We start from the raw sequence: 12,513 nt of genomic DNA on the forward strand, positions 1-12,513 counted from the left end.
CAACGAAAGACGCGGACATATGAAAATCACCAACCTGGACACTGTGGTCGTGGACTTTTACCGGACCAACCTGGTCTTCGTCCGGCTGCGCACCGATGAGGGCCTTACCGGGATAGCGGAGGCCACCCTTGAGGGCCAGGAACATGCAGTCCGCGGAGCCGTGGCGGTCCTGGCCGACGCGGTCCGGGGCAAGGATCCGACTCGAATCACGCAAACCATTTACGAGGTAAACCGCGACGCGTACTGGCGCGGCGGACCTGTGTCGATGACCGCGCTAAGTGCCCTTGAAATGGCGATGTGGGACGTCTCAGCCCGCGCCTTGGATGTGCCAGTCCACCGCATGCTGGGCGGACAGGTCCGTGACCGGGTCCGCGCTTACGCCAACGGCTGGTTTTCCGGCGCCAAAACCCCTGAAGATTTTGCCCAGGCGGCCGTCCAGACAGTTGCGCAAGGCTTCCGGGGACTCAAGTGGGACCCCTTCGAGGCGGCCGACCTCATCCTGGAGCCACGGGACCTGCGGCGCATGCTCGAACCCGTCGCCGCTGTCCGGGAGGCGGTCGGTGATGATGTTGAACTCTTCATCGAAGGACACGGCCGGTTCGATGTGCCCACAGCGATCCGGGTGGCGCGTGAAATCGAGCAGTTCCAGCCGGTGTTCTTCGAAGAGCCGTGCCCGCCTGATGGGATCGATGCGCTTATTGAGGTTCGCAGCAAATCCCCCGTTCCCATTGCAGCGGGAGAACGGTGGATGGGACGCAACACTTTCATCCCTGCCCTGGCCCGCAACGCCGTTGACTACGTCCAGCCCGACGTCACCCACGCCGGCGGCCTCCTGGAGCTCTCGTTCATTTCCTCCCTCGCGGCCGCGCATTACGTTCCGTTCGCACCGCATAACCCCAGCGGCCCGCTCAGTACTGCGGCGACCCTGCAACTGGGGGCCACCCTGCCCAACTTCCGTTACCTGGAGATCATGGCGACGGACGTGCCTTGGCGCAGCGAGATCTCGAATGAGCGCCTCCAACTGACGGACGAGGGTGATGTTCTCATTCCCGAGGGCGTTGGCTTGGGCATCGAATTGGACTTGGACGCCATCGCCGAGCATCCGTACACGCCGCACCCGATGCGGATCTTCACTGATGCGGTCGCTGACATCCGCCCGCCGGATGCCCGCTCCTACTTCAACCTGGCCACTGCAGCCGCGGGCCCCGCCATTGGCGGGCATCGATAACCGTTGCAGGAGGCGTTGAGCTTCTCATCAACCTCCGAGCGGGTGGTGGCCTCGACAATGAGGGACTGCAACGTTTCCATGGGGTTTCCTTTCAGGGATTCGAGAGTTACCGCCACCGGCTTCGGAAGCTTGGTAACAGGAACAGCAGAGCGGTCTGGAAACAGGTGTTCCCAGACCGCTCCAGCTCTTCCGGGAATCGCTACTGCTGGTAGGCGGGGTGGTGGGCGTCGCGGGCGCCGCCGCCGGGGTTCGCCTGAAGAAGGGTGGACTGCAGTGCGTAGTACGAGGGCTTGCGCGTGTAGTCCTCCCACATCACCGTAGCTTCACCCTGACCGCTGAAGAAGACGGGAACCCACGAGTACTTGTCGTTGAAGCCCCAAATTGTGAAGGACTTGCAGTCTTCGACATTGAGGCATGCTTCGAGCGCCTGCTGGTAGTAGCTTGCCTGCTTTGCCAGCTGCGCCTCCGTGGGCTTGGTCCCGGCAGCGATGTTCATGCGGACATCGATTTCCGTCACAGCCGTCTCCAGGCCGAGGTCATCGAAGCGCTGGAGGTTCGCCTTCAGGTCACCCGGGAAGCCGTACTGCGTGCTGAGGTGGCCCTGGACCGCGAAGCCATCCACGTGCACGCCCTCTGCGAGGAGCTTGGAGATGAGGGCCACATACGCGGTGCTTTTCGGGTTGATGCTTTCTACGCCATAATCGTTAAAGAAAAGTTTGGCGGCGGGATCAGCCTCATGCGCCCACCGGAAGGCGTCGGCGATGATCTCCGGGCCAAGTTCGCGGATCCAAATATTGTCCGAGGTCCGCAATGTGCCGTCACCGTTCAATATCTCGTTGGCGACGTCCCACTGCTGGATCTTGCCCGCATACCGGCCAACAACAGTGGTGATGTGGTCCTTAAGGATGGACCGGAGTTCCTCCTTGCTGAAGTTGCCCTGCTCCAGCCAGGCCGGGTTTTGGCTGTGCCAGAACAACGTGTGGCCCCTGACCACCTGTCCGTGCTGTTGGGCGAATTCCACAATCGCGTCCATCTCTGCGAAACGGTACTGGTCCCGCTGCGGGTGGATGAATTCCCACTTTGCCTGGTTTTCCGGTGAGACCGAGCTGAACTCGGAGGCCAGGACGCTGCGGTACTGCTGGTCGAAGGTGAAGGGATTGGGGTACGGCATGGTCTCGTGGTGGCCGCCGCCGGCGACGGCGGTACCGATGCGCAAATCCTTTGGCGCGGCCCAGCGCAGGGTGTCCTGCTTGGCCAGTCCCGGCGGCTGCGGGGTGTCGTTCCCGCCGGCCAGGGCAGGTAGTGCCGTGGGAAGGGCGAACGCCGAGGCAAGCACTGCAGCGGCGAGAGTCTTGGCAACCTTCATTGAGAGCTCTCCTTTGAGGTACGAGTGGATCGGGTGGGGAAGCCGACCCGCGGTTCCGGAAAATTCCGGAACCGCGTCGTTGTAACTTAGGAATCTTCCCAGCGCTGCGTCAAGGGTTTTCGCAGAAAGTTTCGGATCCGCGTATTTGTGAAGGCCTATACTTGCAGCGAAAGCAGGAGGAAATGCGTGCGCGAGACCCAACGCCCGGCAGTCACAATTTCCGCGATCGCGGCGGAAGCCGGCGTCTCGGTACCCACCGTTTCCCGCGTGCTGAACGGGCGTGGAGACGTTTCGCCACGTACCCGCGAACGGGTGGAAAACTTGTTGCGCGACCACGGTTACAAGCGGAGGGGCGTTCGTCCGGAGGTACGGTCGGGCCTTATCGACCTTGTCTTCAACGACCTGGACAGCCCCTGGGCCGTTGAAATCATCCGTGGTGTGGAGGAAGCTTCCAATGAAGCCGGGGCATCCACGGTGGTGTCGGCCATCCACCGCAGGGCAGGCACAACGTCCACGCGGCAATGGCTGGACAACCTCAGCGCCAGGGCGACCGACGGTGCCATACTCGTCACTACCGACCTCGATCCCTTCCTGCAAGCGGAACTGCAGCGCCTGGACGTGCCCGTTGTGGTGGTCGATCCTGCCGGCGTCCCTGACCTGGAGGTGCCCACAATCGGCGCAACCAACTGGATGGGGGCTGTCGGTGCCACCGAGCATCTCACCGGTCTGGGCCACCGGCGGATCGGCTTCGTGGCCGGTGTGCCGGGCTTGTGGTGCAGCCGGGCCCGGCTGGACGGCTACAGGGCAGGCCTTGATGCTGCCGACATTGCCTTTGATCCTGCCCTTGTAGTGGAGGGGGACTTCGATTACGAGTCGGGTTTCCGCGCTGGCTGCAGGCTCCTTGAATTGGCCGACCGGCCCTCTGCCGTGTTCGCTGCGAGTGACCAGATGGCATTGGGTGTGTATGAGGCGGTCCGCAAAAACGGGCTCCGCGTGCCGGAAGACATCAGTGTGGTGGGCTTCGATGACCTTCCGGAAGCCCGCTGGGCCTCTCCGCCGCTGACGACCGTGCGGCAACCGCTGGCAGAAATGGGCAAGCTCGCCGCGCGCACCATCCTCAGGATGCTGCAGGGTGAAGGCGTGGAGAGTCCACGCGTGGAGTTGGCCACGAGGCTCGTCCCACGGGAGAGCACGGCGCCGCCACGCCGGCAGTGATTGCTCCTCTTCGGCTCAGTTCCCCCAATAACCCTTGACGTGGCTCCGGACAGCTCCCTACGCTGTTCGCATTCCGGAAGTTTCCGGAAGTTCCTGTGACCTGAAGAGGTAGCAATGAAGATGCCACCACGACTTCTCGATCTGATGCCAAAGACTGTCCCGCCCCTGGCTGCCATCGCCCTGGCGGCAGCCGCCGCTGTTCCGGCGGGGCTTGCAACTGCGGCTCCTGCCCTTGCGGACCAGGCAACGCCGGCCGTTGTCGACTCCACCCGGCACGACGGCAATTACCTGAGCCTGACCTTCGACGACGGCCCCGATCCTGTCAACACACCCAAGCTGCTCGCCGTGCTGGAGAAGCACCACGTGAAGGCGACCTTTTGCCTTTGGGGTGACCACGTGAAGCAGCACCCTGAAATCGTCCGGCAGATAGCTGACGCCGGGCATACGCTCTGCAACCACACCATGCACCACGACGACATGTCCACGTGGAGCACCGAGGCGATCAGGGCGGACCTGGAAGAGACAAGTGCCGTCATCCGCGAGGCCGTTCCGAATGCCACCATCAACTATTTCCGGGCCCCTTACGGCAGCTGGGGACAGACGCCGGAGGTAGCCGCTGACATGGGGATGCAGCCTCTCGGGTGGCGCCTGGCCATCGGAGATTGGGAGCCGCCGGGAACGCCGGAACTGGTCCGCCGCCTCCGGGAGGGCATCACCCCCGGGGCGGTAGTCCTCATGCATGACGGCGGCGGCGATAGGAGCCAAACAGTCGACGCCGTCGACCAGATCATTCCCGAACTCAGGTCAGAGGGGTGGCGCTTCGACAAGCCCGCCCGCCGGGGCTGACTGAAACAACAAGAGGAAGCTGTGGATCGGGAGCTAACGATCCACAGCTTCCAACTCCGGCTCGTTCGCCGACCTTTCCGGGCACGGCCCCACCGACCCCCGCCGCACCAGGGTGGCCGTGAACTGCGCGGGGGCGGCGGAAGGCAGCCCCTCCATCTGCCGAATCAGTGCCTTGGCTGCTGCCACCCCCATGTTGTAGACCGGCTGGGCGATGACGGTCAGGGGCGGGCTTGTGAGCCTGGTCCACGCAAAGTCGTCGTACATCAGGAATGACACGTCGCCCGGAATGGACAGGCCCAGTTCCTGGATGGCCTCCACCACGCTCAGGGCGATCAGACCGTCGGACGCCACCACGGCGGTGGCCCGGTCCGGCCCCCGCAGCACCTCACGCGTAATGCTCCGAATGGAGTCTTCGTCGCCTGCATTCAGCCGGACCAGGTCCTCCGGAAAATCCAGCCCGGAGTCAAGGTAAGCCTCCCGCATGCCCTCGATGCGGTCAGCGATCTGGGAAGACCCAAGCGCCATCCCGGCCGTGTAGGGAGCGTCTGTCGTCAGCGTTGAAATAAAGGCGATGCGGCGGTGCCCCGCATCCAGCAGGTACTGGGTGGCTTCCCGGGAAATCCGTGCCATGTCCACGGCCATGGTCTCCACCGGCATGTCACCGGCCGTGCGGTCAATGAAGACCAAGGGCCGTCCCGACCGGTGCACTTCCTGGAGGTGTCCGGTGTCCACCGATGACGCAGGAGCGACGATGAGACCGTCCACGCGCTTGTCCAGCAGGACCCGGACCGCATCCACTTCGGCAGCCCGGTCCTCGTCCGTGTTGACCAGGATGACGTTGTAGCCGGCCTTCTTTGCGGTGTCCGTGATTCCCCGCGTGGCCAAGCCAAAGTGCGGGTTTTCGATATCACCCACAACCACCCCGATGGTGTGTGACTTCCCGGTGTTCATGCTGCGGGCAAGCTCATTAGGCCGGTAGGCAAGCGCCTCGGCAGCAGCGAGGACGCGTTCGCGGACATCCTCGCTGACGGCCCCGTAATTCCCTAGTGCCCGCGCGGCCTGGGCCTTGGAAACCTGGGCAGCCTTGGCGACGTCGGCAACGGTGACGTCCCGCCGTCGTGCTCCTTCAGCCTTCATCTTCACCTTTCGAGGGGCTGTTGACGGCCCCTGTGACTTCAGCTACATTTCTATCCATCGATGTGAGTCCGGTCTCAATCCTAGGGTGTGAGACCGGACTCAACAAGAGCATCGGCGACTTTCTTCGGCGGCCCTGACAGCACCGCCTCCCTCCCAACGATTGGACAACGCTGTGAAGAAAAAGAACCTCCGCCCGGCCGGATTTGCCGCCGCCGCACTTGCAGCGGTACTGGCACTTTCCGGCTGCAGCTCCACCTCCGCAGCTTTGACTACGGAAAACAACCCCTACGGCCTGATCCAGCCCGGCACCGTCCGCGTTGCCAGCCTGGGCGACTCCAAGCCCTACACCTTCGCCGACGCTTCCGGGAACTTCACCGGCTTCGACGTGGAACTGTTCAAGGATGTGGCCCACCGGGCCGGTGTGGACAACGTGGTCTTCACCGGACAGGACTTCTCCGGCCTCCTTGCCGCAGTTGCCAACGGGCAGTTCGACGCCGGCGTGGCCGCGATCGGCATCACGGACAAGCGCAAGGAAACCGTGGACTTCTCCGACGGCTACCTGGCCGGCTACCTGACAGTGATCACCACCAAGAATTCCGGCATCACCGGTGTGGACGGCCTGGCCGGCAAACGCCTGGGTGTGGTGCAGGGCACGCTGCAGGAAGCCTACGCGGTGAAGAACTTCACCTCTGCCAGCCTGGTCCGGTTCCCGGACAACAACACCGCCATTGCCGCAGTGAACAGCGGCACGGTGGATGCGCACTTCCTGGATTACGAGGCAGCGAAAGCCTACGAGGAACAGCACGGCCTGGTCAGCGCCGCGGACATTCCGTCCTTCGACGCCCCGGCCGGGTTCGCCGTGGCCAAGGGCAAGACCGCTTTCAAGGAAGCCCTGAACAAGGGACTGGCAGCTGCGATGGAGGACGGGACCTGGAAAAAGCTCTACCAGAAGTGGTTCCCGGGCTCCCCGATGCCCGAGCAGTACCTGCCCAAGGCCGAACAGGGCGCCTCCGCGTCGCCCACGCCGAGCAAGTAGGCAAGTAAGCACATAGGCGCCGGAGCCAGCAAGGCTTCAGCACATTGCCGGGCGGGCTGCAGCCCGCGGCGCGCCCGGCACCTTCACCCAATCAACGTCTGAGAGCAATCATGGACTGGTTCAACACCATCATCCGAACTTTCTTTGACTTCGGCGCTATGGCCGAGGTCCTGCCCCAACTGCTGGCGGTCGGCCTGCTGAACACGCTGATCATTTCCATTGCCGCCACCGTCCTTGGCACGGTGCTGGGAATGGTGGTGGCCGTCATGGGCATCTCACCGTCCAAGTGGCTGCGCATCCCGGCCCGGATCTACACCGACCTGTTCCGTGGCCTGCCGGCCATCCTGACCATCCTGCTGATCGGCCAGGGCTTCGCACGCCTGAGCCAGTCGATCTTCGGCCCGTCCCCCTACCCGCTCGGCATCATCGCGCTTAGCCTGATCGCCAGCGCCTACATCGGCGAAATCTTCCGCGCCGGCATCCTTAGCGTGGACAAGGGCCAGGGCGAGGCCTGCCGCGCCCTGGGCATGAGCTACGCCAAGTCCATGGCCCTGGTGGTGGTCCCGCAGGGCGTCCGCCGGGTCCTCCCGGCCCTGGTGAACCAGTTCATCGCCATCGTCAAGGACTCCTCCCTGGTCTACTTCCTGGGCCTGCTGGTCAGCGAACGCGAACTGTTCCGCGTGGGCCAGGACGCCGCCGTGCTCTCCGGCAACCTCTCACCCCTGGTCGCCGCGGGCCTGTTCTACCTGGTGATCACCGTCCCGCTGACCCACCTGGTCAACTACTTCGACAACAAGTTCCGCACCGGCCGCCGCCGCCCCGCACCGCCCACCAGCGGCCTGAAGGAAGTCAAGGAACTCGCCTCCGCTTCGCCGCTCACCACCGGGAGCAACACATGACCACCCCCACCAAAGACACCACCAGCGGCCAGGAAGCCCCAACGTTCCACGGCTCGTCCCTGGAACTGCGCAACCTGACCATGGCCTACGGCGACATCGAGGTCCTGCGAAACGTCAGCCTCACGGTCGCCCCGGGCACCACCACCTGCATCATCGGCCCCTCCGGCTCCGGCAAGTCCACCCTGCTGCGCGGCATCAACCGGCTCCACGAGCCCAAAGGCGGCGATGTGCTCCTGGCCGGGGACAGCACCCTAGGCAAAAACCCGGACACGCTGCGCACCCGGATCGGCATGGTCTTCCAGCACTTCAACCTCTTCCCGGACCACACCGCCGAAGAAAACGTGGCCCTGGCACTCTGGGCCGTCAAGGGGATGCCCAAAGCCCAGGCCATGGCCAAAGCCCGCCAGCGCCTTGCCGAGGTAGGTCTCGCCGAACGCGCCGACCACCGCCCCCGCGACCTCTCCGGCGGCCAGCAGCAGCGCGTCGCCATCGCCCGGGCCCTGGCCATGGAACCCGAAGTCATGCTCTTCGACGAAGCCACCAGCGCCCTGGACCCCGAACTGGTCAAAGGCGTCCTGAACCTCATGGCCGGCCTGGGCCGCCGCGGTATGACCATGCTGGTGGTCACCCACGAAATGGGATTCGCCCGCAAAGTCGCAGACCAGGTGGTCTTTATGGATGAAGGCGAAGTGGTCGAAGCAGGAACTCCCACCCAACTTTTCGACAACCCCCGCAGCGAACGCCTCCAACGCTTCCTCTCCGAGGTGCTCTGATGCGCACTGTTGCAGCGGCACCCATCCGGACCGCCGTCGTCGGCTTTGGGATCTCCGGCAAGGTGTTCCACGCGCCGCTGATTGCGGCCAACCAGGATTTCTCGCTTGACGTGATCGTGACGGCGCAGCCGGAACGGGTTGCGGAGGCGGCACGCCTTTACCCGCAGGCGCGGATTGTCGGAACTCCGGAGGAGCTCTTTGTCCTGTCCGCAGACCTGGATTTGGTCATCCTTGGCACCCCGCCGCACACCCACTTCGGGCTGGCGGCAGCGGCCATTGCCCATGGCCTGCACGTGGTGGTGGACAAGCCTTTCGTGCCCACGTCCGCCTTGGGGGAGGAGCTGATCAGCAGGGCGGACGACGCCGGGGTGCGGCTTACGGTGTTCCAGAACCGCCGGTGGGACGCGGACTTCCTGACCCTCCGGAAGGTCCTGGCCTCCGGAGCGCTGGGCCAGGTCAGCAGCTTCGAGTCACGTTTCGAATGGTGGCGGCCGGAAGGCTTTGGAAATTGGCGGGACACGGTATCCCTGGCCGAAGGCGGCGGGATCCTCCACGACCTGGGCGCCCACCTGATCGACCAGGCCATCCAGCTGTTCGGCCCGGTGGATCAGAGCTACGGCGAGACCGCCAACCGCGGCCCGCATCCGGACGCAGCCGACACTGAGGCTTTCGTGTCCCTGCTGCACGCATCCGGCGTCCGCTCACGCCTGTGGATGAACGGCATGGCTGCCCAGGCGGGCGCCCGCTTCCACATCCTTGGCTCGCAGGCCGCCTACACCAAATGGGGACTCGACGGGCAGGAACCTGCCCTCGCAGCGGGGATCCCGCCGTCGGACCCGGCCTATGGCATCGATCCCCAGGAGCGTTGGGGGCTCTTGGGGGTCGATGGAGCAACGCGTCCCGTTCCTGCCGAGCGCGGCGACTACCCGCAGTTCTACGTGCAGCTGGCCGCCGCCCTTCGCGGGAACGGACCGCTGCCGGTGGATCCCGCCGGTCCGCTCGAAGTCCTGAAGGTCATCGAGGGCATCCACGCCCTGGCCTGACTGCCCGCGCTCTGTTCCGTTGACGCACCGTTCGCGTCCATCCCAACCACGAATTCCACAGAAAGGGACACCAATGTCCTCTGCTCCAGCTTCCAAGCGCGTCGCGATCATCGGCGGCGGCATCCTGGGCGTTTCCACTGCCGTGCACCTGCTCCGCGAAGGCGCCTCCGTGATCCTGCTGACCGAGCGCGGACTCGCCAGCGAAGCCAGCGGCCGCTCGCTGTCCTGGCTCAACTCCGCCGGCGAACGGTCCAGCCCGTACCACCAGCTGCGTGTTGCCGGCGTGGACCGCTACCGCACCCTCTTCGCCTCGGACCCCAAGCGGGAGTGGCTCCAGTTCGGCGGCGGCCTCATGTGGAACGCGGCCGGCCAGGCCGACGCCACGGAGGCGCGGCATGCCTACGAGAAGTCCATTGGCTATGACTCGAAGCTGCTTGCCCCGGAGGAGATCGCCTCGGCTACCCCCGGCGTCGATTCCAGCGCCGTGACGGACAAGGCCATCTTCAACCCCGGCGAAGGCTGGGTGAGCCTGCCGGACCTGATCGACTTCCTGATGGAGGAGTTCCACGCCCGCGGCGGCGAGCTGGTGCTCAACGCCGGCAAGGCCTCCGTCGTGGTGGAGGGTGGCAGGACCGCCGGGGTGGAAACCGCGGCGGGCGGGACGTACCCGGCCGACGCCGTCCTGGTGGCCTGCGGCGCAGCGACGCCCGCCGTCGTCGAACCCCTGGGTGTGCACATTCCCAACGGTTCGCCCGTCTCCATGCTGGTGGTGACCAAGCAGGTGCAGCACGAGGTCACCGCCGTGATGAACACCCCCCGCGCCGCGCTGCGGCCCAACCCGGGCGGCACGTTCGCCCTGGACCACGACTGGTACGAGGAGCACATCACTGAGCACGCAGACGGCTCCTTCACCATTCCGGACGACGTGGTGCAGGAACTGGCCGACGAGGCGTCCAAGCTGGTGGCCGGCAACCCGGAACTCAAGCCGGCCTCCTGGAAGATGGGCTACAAGCCGATCCCGGGCGACGGCGAGCCGGTCCTGGGCGAACTGGGCCAGGTACCGGGCTGCTTCGTCGCCTTTACGCACTCCGGTGCCACCTTGGGACTCATCGCCGGCGAACTGCTGGCCGGTGAGATCCTGACGGGCAGGAAGCACCCCATGCTGGCGACGTTCCGGCCCGGCCGCTTCTCCTAGGCACGCCTGGAAAAACGAGGCGGGGCGGCAGTCTGCAGCCCCGCCTCTTCCGCATGCCGGGGGTGAGGTTCCGCTCAGGCGCCCAGGTGTCCCGTGAGGCGTCGGTGGAAGCCGGTGCTGCGTTCGTCGAGGCCTTCGATCGCCACCGTGGCTCCGTGGTCCGCGTACTTTGTTTCGATGGAGTCGAGCGCGGCGACGGTTGAGGCGTCCCAGATCTGCGCGCTGCTGAGGTCGATGGTCACCGAGGCGGGATCGTCGGCGTACGCGAACTGCTCCACCAGGTCATTGCTGCTTCCGAAGAACAGCGGCCCCACCACGTCGTAGCGGACGGTTCCACCGTCGTCCGCCAGGGTTCGATCCACCGTGATGACGTGGGCCACCCGGCGGGCGAACAGCACCATCGCCAGGATGACGCCCACCAGCACACCGTAGGCCAGGTTCCCCGTGAAGACCACGACGGCGACGGTGACCACCATGACCAGCGTCTCGGGCACCGGCATCCGCTTCAGGGTGGACGGCTTCACGCTGTGCCAGTCGACGGTGGTCACGGCAACCACCATCATCACCGCGGCAAGGGCCACCATGGGAATCTGGCCCATGATCGAGCTGAGCCCGGTCACCAGTGCCAGCAGGAACAGCCCGGCCACGAGTGTCGAAATGCGGGTGCGGGCCTGGCCGGTCTTCACGTTGAGGACGGTCTGCCCGATCATGGCGCAGCCGGCGATGCCCCCATAGAAGCCGGCAAGGATGTTCGAGACGCCCAGTGCCCAGGACTCGCGGCCCTTGTGCGAAGGGGTCTCTGTGATGTCGTCCACGAGCTTCGCCGTGAGGAGGGTTTCCATGAGTCCGACGAAGGCCACGCTCAGCGCCGTGGGCAGGACCAGCTGGAAGGTCTCAAGGTTTACCGGAAAAAGGAATGCCGTGAACCCGGGCAGCTTGCCCGTGAGCGGGCCTTCGTCCGAGACGTTCGGCACGGTCAGTCCGGCGATGATGACGATTGCGGTGACGACGACGATGGCCACCAGGGGCGACGGGACCACCTTGGTGAACCGGGGCAGGATGAAGATGATGGCGAACGTCAGGGCGAACAGGGCGTAGGCGAGCCAGGGGACGTTGAGGACATGGGGCACCTGCGCCATGAAGATCAGCACGCCCAGGGCGTTGACGAACCCGATCATCACCGACCGTGGAATGAACCGCATCAGCCTCGCCAGCCCGGCCAGGCCAAAGACAACCTGGATCACGCCGGCAAGGAGCACTGTGGGCAGGACGTACTCGACGCCGTGCCCGTGGACCAGCGGAGCGATCACCAGGGCGACGGAACCGGCGGCCGCGGTCACCACACCAGGGCGTCCGCCCAGGATGGACATGGCCAGGGCCAGCACGATGGAGGCGACAAGGCTCACCATGGGATCGACACCGGCCACGATCGAAAATGAAATGACTTCCGGAACCAGTGCGAGCGTGGTGACCATCCCCGCCAGGACCTCGCGGCTGAGCTGCCGCGGGGAACGCAGGGCGGTGAGGACTGTGATCGGTTGCCGAAGGGGACGGGTGCGGTCAGCGACGGCCAAGGAGCGGCTCCAGGGGACTTGGCTCTGGGAGAGCGGTGTGCAATGTTTCTGTGCGCCACGGTGCGCCGGGTCCCGCCCTGCCATGGAAGACAATGGGGGTGGAGGGAATGCGCCGGTGATATCGGCTGCGCATGCAACACTACCCCGGGGCCCTGAAGAGGCAGTAAGTATGGCTGATAAAATGACCGGGTTGCAGGGCGG

11 protein-coding genes are annotated in these 12,513 nt (G+C 65.1%); 8 read left to right on the plus strand and 3 right to left on the minus strand.

Annotation, left to right across the window (positions count from 1 at the left end; all coding sequences use genetic code 11):
* Nucleotides 1-19 precede the first annotated feature (19 nt).
* The gene (locus tag LFT44_RS00345; protein ID WP_236800445.1) at nucleotides 20-1,228 is read left to right on the plus strand and encodes a mandelate racemase/muconate lactonizing enzyme family protein; all 1,209 of its coding nucleotides are present in this window, start codon (nucleotides 20-22) and stop codon (nucleotides 1,226-1,228) included.
* 199 nt (nucleotides 1,229-1,427) lie between these two features.
* Here the strand turns inward: LFT44_RS00345 and LFT44_RS00350 are convergent, their stop codons facing one another.
* Nucleotides 1,428-2,594: an endo-1,4-beta-xylanase gene (locus LFT44_RS00350; protein WP_236800446.1), complete on the minus strand. Its 1,167-nt coding sequence runs from the start codon at nucleotides 2,592-2,594 to the stop codon at nucleotides 1,428-1,430.
* Nucleotides 2,595-2,780: 186 nt separating this feature from the next.
* Here LFT44_RS00350 and LFT44_RS00355 point away from each other — a divergent pair, with 186 nt between their 5' ends.
* Together LFT44_RS00355 and LFT44_RS00360 are read left to right on the plus strand one after the other, a co-directional pair.
* Nucleotides 2,781-3,809, plus strand: coding sequence for a LacI family DNA-binding transcriptional regulator (locus LFT44_RS00355; protein WP_236800447.1), 1,029 nt, complete (start codon nucleotides 2,781-2,783; stop codon nucleotides 3,807-3,809).
* 120 nt (nucleotides 3,810-3,929) lie between these two features.
* The gene (locus tag LFT44_RS00360) at nucleotides 3,930-4,655 is read left to right on the plus strand and encodes a polysaccharide deacetylase family protein (RefSeq protein WP_236800448.1); all 726 of its coding nucleotides are present in this window, start codon (nucleotides 3,930-3,932) and stop codon (nucleotides 4,653-4,655) included.
* A 33-nt stretch (nucleotides 4,656-4,688) separates the two neighbouring features.
* On the opposite strand, the gene LFT44_RS00365 is transcribed toward LFT44_RS00360, so the two are convergent.
* On the minus strand, nucleotides 4,689-5,792 hold the full coding sequence (locus LFT44_RS00365; protein ID WP_236800449.1) for a LacI family DNA-binding transcriptional regulator: 1,104 nt from the start codon (nucleotides 5,790-5,792) through the stop codon (nucleotides 4,689-4,691).
* Between the two features lie 172 nt (nucleotides 5,793-5,964).
* Between LFT44_RS00365 and LFT44_RS00370 the strand changes: the two genes are divergently transcribed.
* The 5 genes from LFT44_RS00370 (at nucleotide 5,965) to LFT44_RS00390 (ending at nucleotide 10,738) form a co-directional block, all read left to right on the plus strand.
* On the plus strand, nucleotides 5,965-6,828 hold the full coding sequence (locus LFT44_RS00370) for an ABC transporter substrate-binding protein (protein WP_236800450.1): 864 nt from the start codon (nucleotides 5,965-5,967) through the stop codon (nucleotides 6,826-6,828).
* Between the two features lie 110 nt (nucleotides 6,829-6,938).
* Nucleotides 6,939-7,727, plus strand: coding sequence for an amino acid ABC transporter permease (locus LFT44_RS00375; protein ID WP_236800451.1), 789 nt, complete (start codon nucleotides 6,939-6,941; stop codon nucleotides 7,725-7,727).
* Nucleotides 7,724-8,500, plus strand: a complete 777-nt coding sequence (locus LFT44_RS00380; RefSeq protein ID WP_272910877.1) for an amino acid ABC transporter ATP-binding protein — start codon at nucleotides 7,724-7,726, stop codon at nucleotides 8,498-8,500. The genes LFT44_RS00375 and LFT44_RS00380 overlap by 4 nt, the downstream gene beginning before the upstream one ends.
* Nucleotides 8,500-9,543, plus strand: a complete 1,044-nt coding sequence (locus LFT44_RS00385; protein ID WP_236800452.1) for a Gfo/Idh/MocA family protein — start codon at nucleotides 8,500-8,502, stop codon at nucleotides 9,541-9,543. Before LFT44_RS00380 ends, LFT44_RS00385 begins: the two co-directional genes overlap by 1 nt.
* A 73-nt stretch (nucleotides 9,544-9,616) precedes the next feature.
* Nucleotides 9,617-10,738 carry an NAD(P)/FAD-dependent oxidoreductase gene (locus tag LFT44_RS00390; protein WP_236800453.1) on the plus strand — a complete coding sequence of 374 codons (1,122 nt, stop codon included), beginning with the start codon at nucleotides 9,617-9,619 and terminating at the stop codon, nucleotides 10,736-10,738.
* A 74-nt stretch (nucleotides 10,739-10,812) separates the two neighbouring features.
* On the opposite strand, the gene LFT44_RS00395 is transcribed toward LFT44_RS00390, so the two are convergent.
* Nucleotides 10,813-12,396: a SulP family inorganic anion transporter gene (locus LFT44_RS00395; protein ID WP_442863758.1), complete on the minus strand. Its 1,584-nt coding sequence runs from the start codon at nucleotides 12,394-12,396 to the stop codon at nucleotides 10,813-10,815.
* Nucleotides 12,397-12,513 lie beyond the last annotated feature (117 nt).

Origin of the sequence: Arthrobacter sp. FW306-05-C (assembly GCF_021801725.1) — a bacterium.
Lineage (GTDB): Bacteria > Actinomycetota > Actinomycetes > Actinomycetales > Micrococcaceae > Arthrobacter.